At 52.7% G+C, this 20,091-nt stretch carries 17 protein-coding genes and 3 tRNA genes; 5 read left to right on the forward strand and 15 right to left on the reverse strand.

Going from position 1 to position 20,091, the window contains the following annotated elements; translation table 11 throughout:
- Nucleotides 1-2 precede the first annotated feature (2 nt).
- The 8 genes from hflK to nnr form a co-directional block, all read right to left on the reverse strand.
- On the reverse strand, nucleotides 3-1,262 hold the full coding sequence (gene hflK, locus K0335_RS09255; protein ID WP_000312477.1) for an FtsH protease activity modulator HflK: 1,260 nt from the start codon (nucleotides 1,260-1,262) through the stop codon (nucleotides 3-5).
- An 85-nt stretch (nucleotides 1,263-1,347) separates the two neighbouring features.
- A complete protein-coding gene (gene hflX / locus K0335_RS09260) occupies nucleotides 1,348-2,628 on the reverse strand; it encodes a ribosome rescue GTPase HflX (protein WP_104919878.1) in 1,281 nt (426 codons plus the stop codon).
- 76 nt (nucleotides 2,629-2,704) lie between these two features.
- Complete coding sequence (gene hfq, locus K0335_RS09265; protein WP_001051883.1) at nucleotides 2,705-3,013, reverse strand: RNA chaperone Hfq; 309 nt, start codon at nucleotides 3,011-3,013, stop codon at nucleotides 2,705-2,707.
- Nucleotides 3,014-3,098: 85 nt separating this feature from the next.
- Nucleotides 3,099-4,049 carry a tRNA (adenosine(37)-N6)-dimethylallyltransferase MiaA gene (gene miaA, locus K0335_RS09270; protein WP_001280339.1) on the reverse strand — a complete coding sequence of 317 codons (951 nt, stop codon included), beginning with the start codon at nucleotides 4,047-4,049 and terminating at the stop codon, nucleotides 3,099-3,101.
- The gene (gene mutL, locus K0335_RS09275; protein ID WP_104919877.1) at nucleotides 4,042-5,889 is read right to left on the reverse strand and encodes a DNA mismatch repair endonuclease MutL; all 1,848 of its coding nucleotides are present in this window, start codon (nucleotides 5,887-5,889) and stop codon (nucleotides 4,042-4,044) included. The genes miaA and mutL overlap by 8 nt, the downstream gene beginning before the upstream one ends.
- 9 nt (nucleotides 5,890-5,898) lie before the next feature.
- On the reverse strand, nucleotides 5,899-7,236 hold the full coding sequence (gene amiB / locus K0335_RS09280; protein WP_032185741.1) for an N-acetylmuramoyl-L-alanine amidase AmiB: 1,338 nt from the start codon (nucleotides 7,234-7,236) through the stop codon (nucleotides 5,899-5,901).
- Between the two features lie 18 nt (nucleotides 7,237-7,254).
- Entirely contained in the window at nucleotides 7,255-7,716 is a 462-nt protein-coding gene (gene tsaE, locus K0335_RS09285; RefSeq protein ID WP_000981977.1) for a tRNA (adenosine(37)-N6)-threonylcarbamoyltransferase complex ATPase subunit type 1 TsaE, read from the reverse strand.
- A complete protein-coding gene (nnr, locus tag K0335_RS09290) occupies nucleotides 7,688-9,235 on the reverse strand; it encodes a bifunctional ADP-dependent NAD(P)H-hydrate dehydratase/NAD(P)H-hydrate epimerase (RefSeq protein ID WP_160193809.1) in 1,548 nt (515 codons plus the stop codon). Before nnr ends, tsaE begins: the two co-directional genes overlap by 29 nt.
- On the opposite strand from nnr, the gene queG reads away from it, so the two are divergent.
- Complete coding sequence (gene queG / locus K0335_RS09295; RefSeq protein ID WP_001294196.1) at nucleotides 9,234-10,373, forward strand: tRNA epoxyqueuosine(34) reductase QueG; 1,140 nt, start codon at nucleotides 9,234-9,236, stop codon at nucleotides 10,371-10,373. The genes nnr and queG overlap by 2 nt on opposite strands.
- Here the strand turns inward: queG and K0335_RS09300 are convergent.
- The 4 genes from K0335_RS09300 to K0335_RS09315 all read right to left on the reverse strand — a co-directional run bounded on the left by K0335_RS09300 (nucleotide 10,356) and on the right by K0335_RS09315 (nucleotide 10,942).
- The gene (locus K0335_RS09300) at nucleotides 10,356-10,409 is read right to left on the reverse strand and encodes a hypothetical protein (RefSeq protein WP_104917837.1); all 54 of its coding nucleotides are present in this window, start codon (nucleotides 10,407-10,409) and stop codon (nucleotides 10,356-10,358) included. The two genes, queG and K0335_RS09300, sit on opposite strands and share 18 nt — an antisense overlap.
- Before the next feature lie 233 nt (nucleotides 10,410-10,642).
- Nucleotides 10,643-10,718, reverse strand: a tRNA-Gly gene (locus K0335_RS09305).
- A 36-nt stretch (nucleotides 10,719-10,754) separates the two neighbouring features.
- A tRNA-Gly gene (locus tag K0335_RS09310) sits at nucleotides 10,755-10,830 on the reverse strand.
- 36 nt (nucleotides 10,831-10,866) lie between these two features.
- A tRNA-Gly gene (locus K0335_RS09315) sits at nucleotides 10,867-10,942 on the reverse strand.
- Nucleotides 10,943-11,225: 283 nt separating this feature from the next.
- Here K0335_RS09315 and K0335_RS09320 point away from each other — a divergent pair.
- The gene (locus K0335_RS09320) at nucleotides 11,226-11,966 is read left to right on the forward strand and encodes an arginine ABC transporter substrate-binding protein (RefSeq protein ID WP_000810815.1); all 741 of its coding nucleotides are present in this window, start codon (nucleotides 11,226-11,228) and stop codon (nucleotides 11,964-11,966) included.
- Between the two features lie 39 nt (nucleotides 11,967-12,005).
- On the opposite strand, the gene orn is transcribed toward K0335_RS09320, so the two are convergent.
- Entirely contained in the window at nucleotides 12,006-12,551 is a 546-nt protein-coding gene (orn, locus tag K0335_RS09325; RefSeq protein ID WP_160193808.1) for an oligoribonuclease, read from the reverse strand.
- 94 nt (nucleotides 12,552-12,645) lie between these two features.
- Here orn and rsgA point away from each other — a divergent pair, with 94 nt between their 5' ends.
- From rsgA to mscM, 3 genes are all read left to right on the forward strand, one after another.
- Complete coding sequence (gene rsgA, locus K0335_RS09330) at nucleotides 12,646-13,698, forward strand: small ribosomal subunit biogenesis GTPase RsgA (RefSeq protein WP_000041957.1); 1,053 nt, start codon at nucleotides 12,646-12,648, stop codon at nucleotides 13,696-13,698.
- 96 nt (nucleotides 13,699-13,794) lie between these two features.
- Nucleotides 13,795-14,763 (forward strand): archaetidylserine decarboxylase, encoded by a 969-nt coding sequence (gene asd, locus K0335_RS09335; protein WP_000934929.1) that lies wholly within the window; start codon nucleotides 13,795-13,797, stop codon nucleotides 14,761-14,763.
- Nucleotides 14,764-14,784: 21 nt separating this feature from the next.
- Nucleotides 14,785-18,108, forward strand: a complete 3,324-nt coding sequence (gene mscM, locus K0335_RS09340; RefSeq protein WP_104919874.1) for a miniconductance mechanosensitive channel MscM — start codon at nucleotides 14,785-14,787, stop codon at nucleotides 18,106-18,108.
- A 28-nt stretch (nucleotides 18,109-18,136) separates the two neighbouring features.
- On the opposite strand, the gene K0335_RS09345 is transcribed toward mscM, so the two are convergent.
- Both K0335_RS09345 and yjeM read right to left on the reverse strand, forming a co-directional pair.
- Entirely contained in the window at nucleotides 18,137-18,451 is a 315-nt protein-coding gene (locus K0335_RS09345) for a YjeO family protein (protein WP_001276181.1), read from the reverse strand.
- Nucleotides 18,452-18,548: 97 nt separating this feature from the next.
- Nucleotides 18,549-20,051, reverse strand: a complete 1,503-nt coding sequence (gene yjeM / locus K0335_RS09350) for a glutamate/gamma-aminobutyrate family transporter YjeM (RefSeq protein ID WP_104919873.1) — start codon at nucleotides 20,049-20,051, stop codon at nucleotides 18,549-18,551.
- Nucleotides 20,052-20,091: the final 40 nt, after the last annotated feature.

Here is a 20,091-nt window from a genome sequence, read left to right on the forward strand (position 1 = left end):
CGTTATTCCCCCTGACGCTGGTAGTCGTTACGCTGCGCGTTAGCGCGGCGTTGGTCCATAATATCGCCCTGACTGGTGGACGACGTGTTGCTTGCTCCACTGGTTGTGGAGGAAGAGGCTGGCGGCAGACGCAGCAGATTGCTGGCACCGTTATCGCTCTTCGCCGCAGGGGCGTTACCACCTTTCAGCATCTGGTCTAACGGCAGAACCATCAGGTTGCCACCTTTATCGTTAACCAGCACTTTGCGGGTGTTGCCCAACACTTTTTCCATCGTCTCGATATACAGACGCTCGCGGGTAATTTCCGGCGCAGCTTTATATTCCGGCAGAAGTTTAGCAAAGCGTGCCACTTCACCCTGGGCTTCCAGGATAGTCTGAGCCTTGTACGCACGCGCCTCTTCGAGGATACGTTGCGCCTGACCGTTCGCACGCGGCTGAACTTCGTTGGTATACGCTTCTGCTTCACGAATGTATTGCTGTTCGTTTTCACGCGCGGCAATCGCATCGTCAAACGCCGCTTTTACTTCTTCCGGCGGACGAGCTGCCTGGAAGTTGACGTCCAGCAGAGTGATACCCATGTCATACGGACGAATCGTCTCTTCCAGTTCACGCTGAGTATCGCTACGAATCACGGTACGACCTTCCGTCAGAATGCGGTCCATGGTGTATTTACCGATAACCCCACGCAGGGCGCTGTCGGTAGCCTGACGCAGGCTGTCATCCGGGCTGGTCACGCTATATAGATATTTTTCCGGATTGGTGACGCGGTACTGTACGTTCATCTCAACGCGCACCACGTTTTCGTCCGACGTCAGCATCACACCGGAAGCAGCCAGTTCACGCACGGCTTCCACGTTCACCGGTTTGACTTCGTCGATAAACGTCGGTTTCCAGTTCAGACCCGGCTCAACCAGATGGCTGAATTTACCAAAGCGTGTTACCACGCCGCGTTCGGCTTCTTTAATGGTGTAGAAACCACTGGCCGCCCAAATAATGACAATCGCTGCCGCTGCGATGGTAACGACACGACCGCCAAGCTGCGGGCGCGGGCCTTGCGATGAATTACCACCGCCAGATCCGGTGCCTTTACCGCCGCCCAGACCACCGAGCTTTTTGCTCAGTTTGCGGAAGATATCATCTAAATCAGGTGGCCCTTGATCGCGACCGCCTTTGTTTCCATTTCCCTCAGAGTTGCCGCCAGGTTTGCTGCTTCCCCACGGGTCGCGGTCTTGTCCGTTATTACCGGGCTGATTCCACGCCATGTTTGTGCTCCATATTTGTTATGCGGTGATCCCTGTTGTCTTTCGACGCCAGAGGATATGACTCCACGCTTCAGACGCTACGCCGTTAGATCAAGTAATCGATCAACGCCGGTTCTTGTTTGCAGAGGCGACGCCAGTCAACGATCGGCATACGAACTTGCAGACTTACGCTGCCGTCCTCCTCCATCCACTCTTTTTCTATTGCCTGAAGCTGATAAAAACGACTTCTCAGACGCCCTTCCTGCGGCGGCAGACGCAATGTATGCTGCGCCACCTCGCCGGAAAGACGATCCGTCAAAGCCTGAAAAAGCTGTGGTATCCCCGCTCCGGTCTGCGCAGAAAGCCAGACACGGATCGGTTTGTTCTCTTCGTCCCGATCAATACGCGGTTCAAAATCTTCCAGCATATCGATCTTGTTCATCACCAGCAGGGTTGGGATCTCGTGAGCATCGATCTCTTCAAGAACCGTATTCACCGCTTCGATGTTTTCTTGTACTCGCACATCTGCCGCGTCAATGACGTGCAGCAGCAATGTGGCTTGCCGCGTCTCTTGTAACGTGGCTTTAAATGCCGCCACCAGATCGTGCGGCAGGTGGCGAATAAACCCTACGGTATCTGCCAGCACGGTTTCACCGACATCCGCGACGTCAATACGCCGCAACGTCGGGTCGAGGGTGGCAAACAACTGGTCTGCCGCATAGACCCGCGCTTCGGTGATGCGATTGAAAAGGGTAGATTTACCGGCGTTGGTATATCCCACCAGCGAAACAGTAGGAACGTCGGCTTTGATACGCGATTGCCGCCCCTGCTCACGCTGTTTTTCAACTCTTTCCAGGCGCGACTGTATCTGCACGATGCGATTACGCAACAAACGACGGTCGGTTTCGAGCTGGGTTTCACCCGGACCACGCAAACCGATCCCGCCTTTCTGTCTTTCAAGGTGGGTCCAGCCACGCACCAGGCGCGTAGCCAGATGGCGCAACTGCGCCAGCTCAACCTGCAACTTACCCTCATGGGTACGCGCACGTTGGGCGAAAATATCTAAAATAAGGCCGGTGCGGTCGATAACACGACACTCGCACAAACGCTCCAGGTTACGCTCTTGCGCCGGGCTCAGGGCATGGTCAAAAAGAACGACCGAAGCACCCGTCGCTTTGACAGCTTCCGCAATTTCAACTGCTTTACCTTCACCTACAAAATACTTTGGGTGCGGCGCTTTACGGCTACCGGTAATCACCTGCAATGCTTCGACACCGGCGGAAGAGACCAGAGATTCAAACTCCTGGAGGTCTTCCATATCTTTGTCTTGCGTAAAATAGATGTGTACCAGTACCGCCTGCTCACCAGCATCATAACGGTCAAACAAGCGTATAACCCTCTAAATAGATCAGCGGGGAACGCAGGATCGCTGGCTCCCCGTGTAAAAAAAACAGCATGAAACCTTATTCGGTTTCTTCGCTGTCCTGTTGCGCGGAAGTATTCTGCGCACTGCTACCATGATGGTAGTTACTGCTGGTACCGCCACCGGCGTTGTTACTGTGATGAGAAACCGGGCGAGACGGGACAACAGTAGAAATCGCGTGCTTGTAAACCATCTGGCTGACCGTGTTTTTCAACAGGATCACGAACTGATCAAAAGACTCGATTTGTCCTTGCAGCTTAATACCATTCACCAAATAAATAGAAACTGGAACACGTTCCCGACGCAGTGCGTTCAGGAACGGATCTTGTAAAGATTGCCCCTTAGCCATTCTCTCTTTTCCTTATATGCTTATTTGTACTTTGAACCTTTCGATTCTGAAAAAATTGCGCACGATACGTCTCAATTGTACACATTCAGCCTGCGATAGCACCAACAACCTGTAATACTTCGTCACGCGCCTGTTCTGGTTTTTCACTGTCAAGCCAGTGAACCCCTTCCCAACCACGCAGCCAGGTTATCTGCCGCTTCGCCAACTGTCTCGTGGCGCAAACACCTCGATAAACCATTTCATCGTATGAGATTTCGCCTTCAAGGTAAGACCACATCTGGCGATAACCCACACAACGAATGGAAGGCAAGTCCGTATGCAAATCTCCTCGGGCAAAAAGCGCCCGGACTTCTGCTTCAAAACCTGAAGCCAACATCTGATGAAAACGCTGCTCAATTCGTTGATGGAGCAGTTCACGGCTCGCCGGGGCGATGGCGAACTGATGCACCTGATACGGTAGAGCGTCTCCTGACGTTTGCGTCAGTTCCGTTAAAGTTTTACCCGAAATGAAAAAAACTTCCAGTGCCCGGGAAAGCCTTTGTGGATCATTTGGATGAATCCTTGCTGCCGCAACCGGATCGATCTCCTGAAGTTGACGATGCAATGACTCCCAACCTTGCTCTGCCGCCTGTTGCTCAATTCTGGCCCGCACTTCGGGGTCTGCCGACGGTAGCGGCGACAACCCTTCCAGCAATGCCTTGAAATACAACATCGTACCGCCCACTAATAGTGGGATCCGCCCCGCCGCGGTGATATCAGCCATTTCCGCCAGCGCATCGCGGCGAAAATCAGCGGCCGAATAAGCCTGCGACGGATCGCGAATATCCAGCAATCGGTGCGGCGCGGCGAGTAACTCTTCAGCGTTCGGCTTCGCCGTCCCGATATCCATCCCTTTGTAAATAAGGGCAGAATCAACGCTTATCAACTCTACTGGTAAAATTTTACGCAGCTCAATGGCTAACGCCGTTTTACCGGAGGCCGTCGGCCCCATCAAAAAAATCGCCTTAGGCAGGCTCGCCTTACTGATATCACTCATCTTTCAGGGCTTTTATCGCCGGATGTAAATCAACAGATTGTAACAGACCACCCGGCGGCGTTTTCACAAGTTGCGGACATAACCGTTCCACGTCCGCCAGCAGGGTGATGGCCTGTGCCATTGACCACTGCACATGTTCGCTCATCAGATTTCGTGCAATCCACTGCGCAATATTGCCAGGTTCGAATACGGACTGCTTCGCCAGGTAGCCTATCAGTTCAGGAATCAAGATTTGTAAATTTTGTTGGCGTAAGGGTAAAGGCACGGCCCTGATGGTCACATACTGTGCATCGGACTGGAAATCAATACCCAATTCCGCCAGGGCAGACTGCGCTTTTTCTAATGCCGATTTTTCTTCGCCAGAAACTTTTAGCCGCAACGGAATAAGCAACGGCTGGGCGCAAACTGGCGTTTCACCCGGCGTCAACTGCGCCTGACGCAGCCAACGTTCTGCCACTGGCAGGGCTAAAAGTGAAATGTTGCCGTCGCGCTCCAGCAACGCACAGTCGGAATGGACGATAGTCAGTACCCGACCAAAACTCTGACTGTTCGCCGCAAGCGCTGGCTCCTGCGGTTCAGGTGCTTTTGGTTTTTGCATCGGCGCAGGCGTTTGCAAAAGCTGGCGATACACTTCACCTTGCTGTTTCTGGTAGCCTGGCTGCGCATTCGGCCAGGAAGCTGCTGGACGACCACCAGAGGCGGGCGCAGGAGAGTAGCGGGGAGCTACCGGTTCACGAACTGCCGGTTCAGCAAAATGATTACGCCCGGCGGCCACGCGGTTCTCCGGAATGGTGCGCGGTGCAGGTTGATGTTCATCGTCCAGTGGCAGCGGCGTTTCCAGCTGTTGTTGTAGCACACTCAGCACGCCCTGATAGATAAAGTCGTGCACCAGACGCGACTGATGGAAACGCACTTCGTGTTTGGCGGGGTGCACGTTGACGTCCACTTGATGTGGGTCGATCTCCAGATACAACACAAATGCCGGTTGCTGATCGGCCCCCAGTTTGTTTTCGCAGGCCTGACGGATCGCATGATTGATCAGGCGATCGCGCATCATGCGACCATTCACGTAGCAATACTGAATTTCTGCCAGTGTGGGCGTGGTGTGGTTTGGATCTGCCACCCAACCGCGCAGCGTGAGATCGCCGTGCTGCCATTCAATCGCCAGCGCATGTTCGAGAAAAGCGGTGCCGCAAATCGCGCCTAAACGCCGTTCTTTTTGCCCGCCTTCCGGCACTGCGCGGTACTGGCGAACTATTTTGCCGTTATGCGACAGATTGATAGTGACGTCGAAACGCGCCAGCGCAATGCGGCGGATGATCTCATCGATATGGTTAAATTCGGTTTTCTCGGTGCGCAGGAATTTGCGCCGCGCCGGGGTGTTGTAGAACAGGTCCAGCACCTCCAGCGTCGTTCCTACCGGATGCGCCGCCGGTTTAACCGTCACGTCCATATCGCGCCCTTCGGCATAGGCCTGCCAGGCTTCCTGCTGTTCTGCGGTGCGTGAAGTGAGCGTCAGGCGGGAAACCGAACTGATACTCGCCAGTGCCTCACCGCGAAAGCCCAGGCTGATAATGGCTTCGAGATCGTCCAGAGAGGCGATTTTACTGGTGGCATGACGAGCCAGCGCCAGCGCCAGCTCATCTTTTTTGATACCGCAGCCGTTATCACGAATGCGGATAAGTTTCGCCCCACCGCGTTCGATATCAATATCGATACGCGTCGCACCTGCATCGAGGCTGTTTTCCACCAGTTCTTTGACTACCGACGCAGGTCGCTCGACCACCTCACCTGCGGCAATCTGGTTCGCCAGTTGTGGCGGTAAGACCTGAATTGGCATCAATAATCCTTAGTTTGGCAGCGTGCGATCTGGCGTCGTCACCGTGCTGGCCGTTTGTGCCGTTGCCCCCTGCGGCGCAGATTGCATCGGATGCGCAAGGAAATAATTGCGCAGGCCCTTGTAAATGGCTTCTGCCAGCTGTTGTTGGTAATCGTCGCTCGCCAGCAAACGTTCTTCGCTGTTGTTGCTGATAAAACCGGTTTCGACCAGTACTGATGGGATATCCGGCGAACGCAGAACGCCAAGGCTGGCATGTTCTGGTCGACGTTTATGTATTTCGCCAATGCGTTGCAACTGACTGATCATACTGGTCGCTACATCATACCCTACCCGCTGGGAATGACCGAACTGTAAATCCAGCACCGCCTGGCTTAAATACGGGTCAGACTGACTGTTCGCCAGTACATCGCCCGCTCCGCCCAGCAGCTCCGACTGTTTCTCATGCTGCTCCAGCCAGCTGGCCATTTCGCTGTTGGCGCGACGGTTAGAGAGCACCCATACGGAAGCGCCAGTCGCACTGCGGTTCGGTGCGGCATCAGCGTGAATCGACACGAGGAAATTGGCGTTTTGCTTACGTGCCACATCGCTGCGCCCCATCACCGAGATAAAGTAATCCCCGTCACGGGTTAAAACGCCTTTAAACATTGGATCGTCATTGAGCAAAGTACGCAATTTACGTGCGATGGCGATGGTGACATTTTTCTCCCGCGTACCACCGGGGCCGATAGCGCCAGGGTCCTGACCACCGTGTCCTGCATCAATAGCGATGATAATTTTATCGCCAGTGTTAGCCGTCGCGCGCGCTGCCGGACGCGTTACCGTATTACTGCTGATAACACCCGTAGTGCGGTTACTTTCCGTTTTAAACGGATTGCGCGCCGGTTCGCTGACGCGCGGTGCGACAACCGCAGGCGTTTCAACGCGTTTCGCAACCACAGGCGGCGGAGGAGGCGGTGGCGGAACATCGGCGTTAATCGTAAAGACGACAGTGTAATTGCTACCATTCTGCCGCTTCACCGCTTCGGTTTTACCATTTTCGGTGAGATCGACCACTAGCCGTAGCGTTTGTGCATCTTTAGGCGTTCCAGAGCGAATCGCCTTCACCAGATTATTACCGCTGAACAACAACGGTAGCCCCTGAATCACGCCCGTTTGTTTGATATCGAGCGCCACGGTGCGTTTGTTTTGATGGCTAAACGCGTAATCAGGATCGCCAGTAAAACTCAATGTTATTCGCGCCTGTTGATTACCGTTAGAAACCTGAATATCAGAGAGCGTAGCGGCGCCAGCCTGCGCGCACAGCAGCAGCAACGTCGCTACCAACCAATTTCTGATGCGATACATCATCCCGCCACCTTTCAAAGGTTAACCGGCTAAACGCGCCAGCAACAATTCACCCGCAGAGGAAACCGCACTCACGCGCGCCTCACGGCCTTGTGCCTGATAATCAATGTGTATTTCGACATCCGGGTCAGGAAGAACACCTGTACCTTGTTGTGGCCACTCCACCAGGCAGATGGCATCGTTGGCAAAATAATCGCGGATCCCCATAAACTCCAGCTCCTCGGGATCGGCAAGGCGGTATAAATCAAAGTGATACACCATTAAGTTGTCGAGCGTATAGGGTTCGACCAGCGTATAAGTGGGGCTTTTGACATTACCCTGATGACCCAGAGCCTGTAAAAAGCCCCGGCTAAAGGTGGTTTTACCTGCGCCTAAATCGCCATACAGATAGATTACGGTTGCACCATCGCAGGCTTTCGCTACCCGCTCGCCCAGGTCTAATGTTGCCTGCTCATCAGGGAGCGGAATTACTCGATTCATCATGGTTTTTATCAGTCACTTCCGGGTTAACAATACGCTGTAGCGTGGAAAAGAGATCGGTCGCCAGCATTCCGCGCGTTCCAAAACGGGCTGCCAGTACGTCAGCTGCCGTACCGTGTGCGACACAGCCCGCGCACGCTGCATCATACGGCGACAGTTTTTGCCCAAGCAATGCGCCAATAATACCAGAGAGCACATCGCCCATGCCGCCGCTCGCCATGCCTGCATTTCCGGCATCAATAATGCCTAAAGCGTCAGGATGCGCGGCAACTACGGTTCCGGCACCTTTCAGCACCGCTACGCCGCCATAACGTTGTACCAGACGTTGGGCGCAATGTAAGCGGTCACTTTCAATTTCTGCTACGGAACAGCCCAACAACCGTGCGGCCTCGCCAGGATGCGGCGTAATCACGCGATTGTGACGCTTATCAGGATTGATTGCCAGCAGGTTCAATGCATCGGCATCCCATAACATCGGTTTGCGAAAATTCTCAACTTTTTGCAGGGCTTTTTTCCCCCACTCTTGCTGGCCCAGACCGGGACCAATCACCACCACATCGGCCCATTCCAGGCTTTCGGTAAGTGAATCCATAGTCAGTTCATGCACCATCAATTCCGGTCGTGCGGTCAGCAGTGGCGCAATGTTTTCACTGCGGGTCAGCACTCTGACTAAACCAGCGCCAGCACGCAGCGCCGCTTCCCCCGTCATACGAATAGCCCCCGCCGTGCCGTGATCGCCACCAATAATCACCAGCCGCCCGTGATCGCCTTTATGCGAAGTCGGGCGACGCGGTTTCAGCCAGTGAGAAAGTTGTTCTACCGAAAACCGCTGAATTTTCGTCTCCTGACCTGCCAACCAACTGTCCAGCCCCAGCGAGTCAAAATGCAGTTTTCCGGTAACATCCCGGGCTTTCCCGGTGAGCAAGCCAGGTTTCAGCGCAATAAAAGTGATGGTGTGATCGGCGTTGATTACCGCGCCTGGCGTAGCGCCAGTTTCAGCCAGCAGGCCGGAAGGGATATCAACCGCCACAATCGGCGCAGGGTGAGTATTAGCGTGGTCGATTAACTGGCTAATGGATACGCGGGGCGCGTGCTGCAATCCGGTACCGAGCAGCGCATCAACAATCAGATCTACCGACTCAGGCCAGACAATATTCGAAGCATGGATCTCGCCTCCCGCGTTTAACCATGCATCGCGTGCCAGCGCGGCCTCTTCCGGTAACGGTTTGTCACTTTCCTGGGCCAGCAGCGTGACCTCAATGCCGACCGCTTTTGCCAGCCGCGCAATCACATAACCATCGCCGCCGTTATTGCCATGACCGCACAGCACCAGCCAGTGGCAGGCATCATGATAAGCCGAACGACACACCTGAAATGCGGCTTCACCAGCGCGAAGCATCAATTCATAGAGTGTAAGCCCCAGCGCATCTGCCGCCTCGCGTTCGCCGCGGCGGATATCGTCGGCGTGCCAGACGGTATGTGGTATACTTACGGGGTTTTTCTTCATTGTATGGTCCGTCATGTCAGAGCCCCTCGATCTCAATCAGTTAGCGCAAAAAATTAAACAGTGGGGGCTAGAACTGGGCTTTCAGCAGGTAGGCATTACCGATACCGATCTCAGCGCGTCCGAGCCCAAACTGCAAGCATGGCTGGACAAACAATACCACGGCGAAATGGACTGGATGGCGCGTCACGGTATGCTGCGCGCCCGCCCCCACGAGTTATTGCCCGGTACGCTGCGCGTCATCAGCGTGCGGATGAATTACCTTCCTGCTAACGCCGCATTTGCCAGCACGCTGAAAAACCCCAAACTCGGCTATGTAAGTCGTTATGCGTTGGGCCGTGACTATCACAAACTTCTGCGCAACCGACTCAAAAAGCTGGGCGAGATGATTCAGCAACATTGTGTTTCGCTGAATTTTAGACCGTTTGTCGATTCTGCGCCTATTCTCGAGCGCCCGTTAGCTGAAAAAGCAGGTCTTGGCTGGACAGGTAAGCACTCACTTATCCTCAATCGCGAGGCCGGTTCGTTCTTCTTTTTAGGTGAATTACTGGTCGATATTCCGCTGCCCGTGGATCAACCGGTCGAGGAAGGATGCGGTAAATGCGTGGCTTGTATGACGATTTGCCCGACCGGCGCCATCGTCGAGCCATATACCGTCGATGCTCGCCGCTGTATCTCTTATCTCACCATTGAACTGGAAGGGGCGATCCCGGAAGAGCTGCGTCCATTGATGGGAAACCGTATTTACGGTTGCGATGACTGCCAGCTTATCTGCCCGTGGAATCGCTATTCGCAACTCACTAAAGAAGACGATTTCAGCCCGCGCAAACCACTACACGCACCGGAACTCATTGAGTTATTCGCCTGGAGTGAAGAGAAGTTTTTAAAAGTCACGGAAGGTTCGGCGATTCGCCGTATAGGTCACCTGCGTTGGCTGCGTAATATCGCCGTGGCATTAGGCAATGCCCCCTGGGATAAAACGATTTTGACAGCGCTGGAAAGTCGTAAAGGTGAGCACCCACTTCTTGATGAGCACATAGCGTGGGCGATTGCGCAGCAAATCGAGAGGCGAAATGCGTGCGTCGTGGAGGTACAACTACCGAAAAAACAGCGTCTGGTTCGGGTCATTGAAAAGGGATTACCACGAGATGCCTGATTCATCCACAGCTTGTGAATAAAAATAAAAACGCATTGCAATTCAAGACGAATAAAATCGTCAAGTGATCGACTCGACAAAACGAGATCTTAATTTTCAACTTATATATCAATAAGTTAAAAAAATACTATTCACCGTGCGAAGTTTCTTTGAGATTAAGATATCAGCCTGAGCCTGTGGATAACTCTGTTTACAAGAGTTTGTCAGAGACAATAAAAACCAGCAATAACGCATCGCATCGCTGTGGATATTTTACTTGGAGAAGAATTTGGAGCGGGAAACGAGACTCGAACTCGCGACCCCGACCTTGGCAAGGTCGTGCTCTACCAACTGAGCTATTCCCGCTTGGATGGTCTGTGCTTTATAGCACTTTTCAAATTTTGGAGCGGGAAACGAGACTCGAACTCGCGACCCCGACCTTGGCAAGGTCGTGCTCTACCAACTGAGCTATTCCCGCTTGGGTGGTCTGTGCTTTACAGCACTTTGCAAATTTTGGAGCGGGAAACGAGACTCGAACTCGCGACCCCGACCTTGGCAAGGTCGTGCTCTACCAACTGAGCTATTCCCGCGTACTACCTAATTTTTGCTTTCGTAATTTCGCATTTCTGCGTCGTTACGGGAGGCGCATTATACGAGAAATCTTTCCCTCTGCAACCCCCCAAACGAATTTTTTCGCAAAAATTGTTTGAATGCTGATTTATTCGACAAATCTAGCGAAAAACGAACAGCTTAACAAAAAACTTTTCACTCTCCGCCTAAAAGGACAGAATCTGTCTGTTGCCCCAGGCAGATAAAAGCGTAGCACACAGCCTTGGGCAGTCCACAACACAACATGGAATATCAGGGAATCAGATGAAACAAAAATTACTTGTCATGCTCCTCGCCGGGCTCTCCTTTCAGGCTACTGCCGCAAACACCAAAACACTGCATTTCGGCACTTCTGCAACCTATGCTCCGTATGAATTTGTTGACGCAGACAATCAAATCGTAGGATTCGATATTGATGTTGCCAAAGCAGTTTGCAAAGAGATGCAGGCAGAGTGTCAGTTTACAAATCAGAGCTTTGACAGCCTTATCCCCGGATTACGCTTCAAAAAGTTTGATGCCGTCATCGCGGGGATGGATATGACAGCCAAACGAGAACAACAGGTTTCTTTCAGCCAACCCTACTATGAAGGGCTATCAGCTGTGGTTGTCACTCGCAAAGGGGCTTACAACAGTTTCGCAGAACTGAAAGGCAAAAAAATCGGTCTGGAAAATGGCACCACTCATCAGCGATATCTGCAAGATAAGCAAAAAGAGATTACAGCTGTCGCCTATGACAGTTATCTGAATGCATTTACCGATCTGAAAAGCAACCGACTGGATGGTGTTTTTGGTGATGTTGCAGCCATTGGCAAATGGCTTAAAAACAACCCGGATTACGCCATCATGGACGAACGGGCAAAAGATCCGGAGTATTACGGTAAAGGTTTAGGTATCGCGGTACGCAAAGGCAATGATGCGTTGCTGGCAGAAATCAACGCGGCACTTGATAAGGTCAAAGCCTCGCCCGAATACGCGCAAATGCAAGAGAAGTGGTTTACACAGTAATCATTTGCCGGGGCGTAATCACCACGCCCCGATTTCGTATTACAGCTTGATAAAATGCTCGCGGTAGTAAGCCAGCTCCGCCACCGATTCACGGATATCATCCATCGCCTGATGCGTCCCCTTTTTGGTAAAACCATCAAGAATTTCCGGCTTCCAGCGGCGCGCCAGCTCTTTCAGTGTGCTGACATCCAGATAACGGTAGTGGAAGTAGGCTTCCAGCTCCGGCATGTATTTAAACAGGAAGCGACGATCCTGGCCGATGCTGTTACCGCAAATCGGCGATTTTCCCGCAGGCACCCACTGTTTTAAAAATTCGAGCGTTGCCAGTTCAGCTTCCCGATCGCCCATCGTGCTCGCTTTCACGCGCTCCACCAGCCCGCTGGCGGTATGGGTGCGCACGTTCCAGTCATCCATCAGCGCCAGCTGTTCATCGGACTGATGTACTGCAATGGTCGGCCCTTCTGCCAGAATATTCAGGTTGGCGTCGGTCACCAGCGTGGCAATCTCAATAATGCGATCGCGCTCGGGATCCAGACCGGTCATCTCAAGATCGATCCAAATCAGGTTGTTTTCATTGGCACTCATGCTATTTTCCACCCATTCACAGTGACTATATTGATCCACAATTGCGTGTATCATAGATGTTTTGCCCATCAGGGGCGACCAGGAGTCAGTACGATTGAGTAAAAATAAACTCTCCAAAGGCCAGCAGCGCCGCGTGAACGCCAATCACCAGCGTCGTCTTAAAACGTCTAAGGAGAAGCCCGACTACGACGACAATTTGTTTGGCGAGCCTGATGAAGGTATCGTCATCAGCCGCTTTGGTATGCACGCTGATGTGGAATCCGCCGATGGCGACGTTCACCGCTGCAATATTCGCCGTACCATCCGTTCGCTGGTGACCGGCGACCGCGTAGTCTGGCGTCCGGGTAAACTGGCGGCGGAAGGCGTAAATGTCAAAGGGATCGTGGAAGCGGTGCATGAGCGCACCTCGGTGTTAACGCGCCCGGATTTCTACGATGGCGTGAAACCTATTGCCGCCAACATCGACCAGATTGTTATTGTCTCCGCCATTTTGCCGGAGCTGTCGCTCAATATTATCGACCGTTACCTGGTGGCCTGCGAAACCTTGCAAATTGAGCCGATTATTGTGCTCAACAAGATAGACCTGCTGGACGACGAAGGCATGGCATTCGTCAACGAGCAGATGGATATCTACCGCAATATCGGTTATCGCGTATTGATGGTTTCCAGCCATACTCAGGATGGGCTGAAACCGCTGGAAGAGGCGTTGACCGGGCGCATCAGTATTTTTGCCGGGCAGTCTGGCGTAGGCAAATCCAGCCTGCTGAACGCGTTGCTGGGGCTGCAAAAAGAGATCCTGACCAACGACGTCTCTGACAACTCGGGTCTCGGTCAGCACACCACGACCGCCGCTCGGCTGTATCACTTCCCGCACGGCGGTGATGTGATTGACTCCCCTGGTGTGCGCGAGTTCGGCCTTTGGCACCTGGAGCCGGAACAAATCACTCAGGGCTTTGTCGAATTCCATGACTACTTAGGTCTGTGTAAATATCGCGATTGCAAACACGATACCGATCCGGGCTGCGCTATCCGGGAAGCGGTTGAGGAAGGGAAAATCGCGGAAACCCGTTTCGAAAACTATCACCGTATTCTGGAAAGCATGGCGCAGGTAAAAACGCGTAAAAACTTTTCTGATACGGATGACTGACAATTAAGCTAACCGTCGTTAGAATCGTCCCCTTTTTTTCAGGATCCGGCATGTAGGCCGGATCAGGAACGACAAAACAATGGCCTGGAGGCTACCTTGTTAAATTCATTTAAACTTTCGCTACAGTACATTCTGCCGAAATTATGGCTTACTCGCCTGGCGGGTTGGGGCGCAAGCAAGCGGGCAGGATGGCTGACAAAACTGGTTATCGATCTGTTCGTTAAATACTACAAGGTCGACATGAAAGAGGCGCAAAAGCCGGACACCGCCAGCTACCGCACCTTTAACGAATTCTTTGTCCGTCCGCTGCGTGACGAAGTACGCCCAATCGATACCGATCCTAATGTACTGGTCATGCCTGCCGATGGCGTTATCAGCCAGTTAGGTAAAATCGAAGAAGATAAAATCCTGCAAGCTAAAGGCCACAACTACAGCCTCGAAGCTCTGCTGGCAGGGAACTATCTGATGGCGGATCTTTTCCGTAACGGTACGTTTGTGACCACTTACCTCTCCCCGCGTGACTACCACCGCGTACACATGCCGTGCAACGGTATTCTGCGTGAGATGATCTATGTGCCGGGCGATCTCTTCTCCGTTAACCATCTCACCGCTCAGAACGTGCCGAATCTGTTTGCCCGTAACGAACGCGTGATCTGCCTGTTCGATACCGAATTTGGCCCGATGGCGCAGATTCTGGTCGGGGCGACGATTGTTGGCAGCATTGAAACTGTCTGGGCGGGCACCATTACGCCGCCGCGCGAAGGCATCATCAAGCGTTGGACCTGGCCTGCCGGAGAAAACGACGGTTCTGTGGCGCTGCTGAAAGGCCAGGAAATGGGGCGCTTTAAACTCGGCTCTACCGTTATCAACCTGTTTGCACCGGGTAAAGTTAATCTGGTTGAGCAACTGGAAAGCCTGTCTGTCACGAAAATTGGCCAGCCGCTGGCAGTATCTACCGAAACCTTTGTTACGCCAGACTCTGAACCTGCCCCGCTTCCTGCTGAAGAGATCGAGGCAGAACACGACGCCAGCCCATTGGTTGACGATAAAAAAGACCAGGTCTAATCCATCAAAGGAAACGCTGACGTGCGCCTGATTATCACTTTTCTGATGGCCTGGTGCCTCAGTTGGGGGGCGTACGCCGCGACGGCCCCCGATAGTAAACAAATCACCCAGGAACTGGAGCAGGCAAAAGCGGCGAAACCCGCTCAGCCGGAAGTCGTAGAGGCACTCCAGTCCGCCTTAAATGCGCTTGAGGAACGAAAAGGTTCCCTTGAGCGCATCAAGCAATATCAAGAAGTCATTGATAATTACCCGAAACTCTCCGCTACTCTGCGCGCGCAATTAAACAACATGCGTGACGAGCCGCGCAGCGTAACGCCGGGAATGTCTACCGACGCGCTGAATCAGGAAATTCTCCAGGTCAGCAGTCAGTTACTGGATAAGAGCCGTCAGGCCCAGCAAGAGCAAGAGCGCGCCCGCGAGATTGCCGATTCGCTGAATCAACTGCCGCAACAGCAAACTGACGCCCGCCGCCAGTTGAATGAAATCGAGCGCCGCCTTGGAACGCTTACCGGCAATACCCCGCTTAATCAGGCGCAAAATTTTGCTTTGCAGTCTGACTCTGCGCGACTGAAGGCGCTCGTTGATGAACTGGAACTGGCGCAGCTGTCTGCCAATAACCGCCAGGAATTAGCGCGTTTACGCTCAGAGCTGGCGGAAAAAGAGAGCCAGCAGTTGGATGCATATTTGCAGGCCTTGCGTAATCAGTTGAACAGCCAACGTCAGCTTGAGGCGGAGCGGGCGCTGGAAAGCACCGAACTTCTGGCGGAAAACAGTGCCGATTTGCCGAAAGATATCGTCGCGCAATTCAAAATTAACCGCGAGCTGTCGGCGGCGTTGAATCAACAGGCGCAGCGGATGGATCTCGTTGCCTCGCAACAGCGTCAGGCTGCCAGCCAGACGTTACAGGTCCGGCAGGCGTTGAATACGCTGCGTGAACAATCACAATGGCTGGGATCGTCCAACCTGCTCGGCGAAGCGTTGCGGGCGCAGGTGGCACGGCTGCCGGAAATGCCAAAACCACAACAGCTTGATACCGAAATGGCGCAGTTGCGTGTGCAACGGTTACGTTATGAGGATCTGCTTAATAAACAGCCGCTGCTACGACAAATCCATCAGGCAGACGGTCAGCCGCTGACCGCCGAGCAAAACCGTATTCTGGAAGCACAGCTACGCACTCAGCGTGAGTTACTTAACTCATTGTTACAGGGCGGCGATACGTTACTGCTGGAGCTGACCAAGCTGAAAGTCTCCAACGGGCAACTGGAAGATGCGCTGAAAGAAGTGAATGAAGCGACGCACCGATACCTGTTCTGGACTTCTGACGTGCGCCCGATGACCATCGCCTGGCCGCTGGAGATCGCCCAGGATCTGCGTCGTCTCATTTCGCTGGACACCTTCAGTCAGTTGGGCAAAGCCAGCGTAATGATGCTGACCAGCAAAGAGACGATTTTGCCGCTGTTTGGCGCGTTGATTCTGGTCGGTTGCAGTATTTACTCACGCCGCTATTTCACCCGTTTTCTTGAACGTTCGGCGGCGAAAGTCGGCAAAGTGACTCAGGATCACTTCTGGCTGACGTTGCGCACCCTTTTCTGGTCGATTCTCGTCGCATCACCGCTACCGGTGCTGTGGATGACGCTGGGTTACGGCTTGCGCGAGGCGTGGCCTTATCCGCTGGCGGTCGCAATTGGTGATGGCGTAACGGCCACCGTACCGCTGCTGTGGGTAGTGATGATTTGTGCCACCTTTGCCCGTCCGAACGGCTTGTTTATCGCTCATTTCGGCTGGCCACGCGAACGGGTTTCCCGTGGGATGCGTTACTACCTGATGAGCATCGGGCTTATTGTGCCGCTGATTATGGCGCTGATGATGTTCGATAACCTCGACGACCGTGAATTCTCCGGTTCGCTGGGACGGCTTTGTTTTATCCTCATTTGCGGTGCACTGGCGGTAGTCACCCTCAGCCTGAAAAAGGCCGGGATTCCGTTGTATCTCAACAAAGAAGGCAGCGGCGACAACATTACCAACCATATGCTGTGGAACATGATGATTGGCGCGCCGTTGGTTGCCATTCTGGCGTCGGCGGTGGGTTATCTGGCAACGGCGCAGGCACTGTTAGCAAGGCTTGAAACCTCAGTTGCCATCTGGTTCCTACTATTAGTGGTTTATCACGTTATCCGCCGCTGGATGCTGATCCAACGCCGCAGGCTGGCGTTTGACCGGGCGAAGCATCGCCGGGCAGAGATGTTAGCGCAGCGTGCGCGTGGCGAAGAGGAAGCGCATCATCACAGTAGCCCGGAAGGGGCAATTGAAGTCGATGAAAGTGAAGTCGATCTCGATGCCATCAGTGCGCAATCCTTGCGGCTGGTGCGCTCAATTTTGATGTTGATCGCCTTGCTTTCGGTCATTGTGCTGTGGTCAGAAATCCATTCCGCTTTCGGCTTCCTTGAAAATATTTCGCTGTGGGATGTCACTTCCACGGTACAGGGCGTAGAAAGTTTGGAGCCGATTACCCTCGGTGCGGTGCTGATTGCCATTCTGGTGTTTATCATCACCACGCAGCTGGTGCGCAACCTGCCCGCGCTGCTGGAACTGGCGATTTTGCAGCACCTCGATTTAACGCCGGGCACTGGTTACGCCATCACCACCATCACCAAATATCTGCTGATGCTGATTGGCGGGCTGGTCGGCTTCTCAATGATTGGTATTGAGTGGTCGAAATTGCAGTGGCTGGTCGCCGCGCTCGGTGTTGGTCTCGGTTTTGGTTTGCAGGAAATTTTCGCCAACTTTATCTCTGGCCTGATAATCCTGTTCGAAAAACCGATTCGCATTGGCGATACGGTAACGATCCGCGATCTTACCGGTAGTGTGACGAAAATTAACACCCGCGCCACCACCATCAGCGACTGGGACCGTAAAGAGATAATCGTGCCAAACAAGGCGTTTATTACCGAGCAGTTTATCAACTGGTCTCTCTCTGACTCGGTCACGCGCGTGGTGTTGACAATTCCGGCCCCTGCCGATGCCAACAGTGAAGAAGTGACGGAAATCCTGCTAACCGCAGCGCGTCGCTGCTCGCTGGTAATCGATAACCCAGCACCGGAAGTCTTCCTGGTGGATCTGCAACAGGGGATTCAGATTTTCGAGCTGCGTATTTACGCCGCTGAGATGGGTCACCGCATGCCACTACGCCATGAGATTCACCAGCTGATTCTGGCAGGATTCCATACCCACGGTATTGATATGCCATTCCCGCCCTTCCAGATGCGTCTGGAAAGCCTCAACGGTAAGCAAACGGGAAGAACATTAACTTCTGCGGGCAAAGGTCGTCAGGCAGGAAGTTTGTAAGGTTTTGTGCCGGATGACCCCATCCGGCTCACAAGCAAAACTGATAGCGCAGAAAAAACTGCCACAACCAGTAGCCGAAAATAGCCAGTGCGGTGGCATACATAAACCAACCGCGTTTTTTTCGCCACAGCGCGAACCAGAAAAAGGGGAAAAAGAGCGGTAACGTCATTATCACACCGACATCACGGGTATCGTCATTTTCCAGATACTCCAGCACATGGCAGATATTTTTAACCCCACCTTCATCAATCATCCACTCTTTGTCCAGCGTGGAAGTGATGACTATCCAGGGGATCGCTACAACAAACCAGATGCAGCACAAGACAAACATGCGCGCACTCATGAGATAATCGGTCGCTTAATTTCGCTATAGCGCATACGAAATCCCGCTAATTCCCTGTCATTGCGCCCTATCGTCAGGCAGACGATAGGGCATCGGGTTATTCCACCGCCCACTGCGGATTTTTTGCCACTCTGCTGCAATAGTTCTGGTAAATCGCCATCGCTAACAGCGAGAAGAAGACAGGGCCGCCAATCATCCACAATGTGCTGTCCCAGTCTCCGGCTTCAACCACAGGTTGAATGATGGTGAACACGTTCGCAAATGTCACCACCAGTACGACAACCACTGTCGCAATCATTGCCGACATATGTGTTTTGAAAATCACAAACGGTCTGTCGAGATCCTGACGTGCTTTAAAGAATGGGAAAGCCAGCGCGAGGAACAGGTAAGGAAGCGTCATAGACACGTTCGCCATCAGCGTCAGTTTGTTAAAGAACGCCGATGCGGTACCGCCACCAAACGAAACCAGCAGGATGAAGACAGTAACCAGCCCGCACTGCATCCACATTGCGATAGAAGGCATACCCATCGTATTCAGGCGAGTCATCGGTTCCGGCCACAATGCTTTCGGCGTCCCCTGGATGATGGCTTTCAGCGGTGAATAGCAAAGCGTAAAGAACGCACCGGTATAGGCGAGGAACATCGACAGTCCGGTAATACGCGCAAACCACACACCCAGCGACAATGACGCTTCAGGTGACAAATGCAGTGCGTTACCCAGAGTCATTCCGAGGCTCTTCATCAGCACATAGGTAATATTGCCGAGGTTAACGGAACCATTACTTAATACCTGCTGCCAGTTTGTGCTGACGCCCCATAAAAATATTGCCAGCGAATAACCGATTGAAATAACAATAGCGGCAAAAACAATACCTTTGGCAAAGTTCTTTTCTGGATTTTCCGTTTTATCGACCAGACCACCAACCGCTTCAATTCCGCCATAGGCAAAAATAGCAAATACCACAAACGATAGCATTGCCAGACCGGACTGATAACCTGGGTTCGGTGATGCAAGGAAATTAATATCCTGCGCGAAATGCCCACCATTTAATAACAAAATAGTAATGCTTACTAACAGCAATACTAAATTCAGACACATTACTGCAATACCGCCCACCGCAGTAATGCGGGCAATTTTATTAATCCCCTTTGAAGCAACGACGGTGACCAGAATCATCCATGCCACTGCCAGCAGACCAACCACCTGCGTAGGCTCCAGTCCGGCAATACGCCAGTGCTGGGTCATGTCGCTACCATAGAGGAATGTTGAGAACGGTACCCAAACTTTCGCGGAGGTACTCACCATCCAGATGATATAAGAGGAAAACCACATAAATGTACCAATGAAGGCAAAACGTGGTCCGACACTATTATTCATCCAGGAATAGATACCGCCTTCTTCTTTGCGATAAGCAGCTCCCATTTCAGCCATCATTAAGGCGAATGGAATAAAGAATAACAATGCAGAAAATATATAAAAGGGAATCGCACTATAACCCATTAAGTAATAAGCCGATGGGCTATTGGCAAATCCAAATACGGAAGTAAAGATCATCAATATGAGTCCTATCAGACTCATCTTTTTTATCGTGTGAGGCATGAAACCATCCTTCATTTCAGCGCGTGTATAAAACGCGCCC

The organism is Escherichia sp. GZ89 (assembly GCF_019366485.1).
In the GTDB taxonomy this organism is placed as follows: Bacteria; Pseudomonadota; Gammaproteobacteria; order Enterobacterales; family Enterobacteriaceae; genus Escherichia; species Escherichia fergusonii.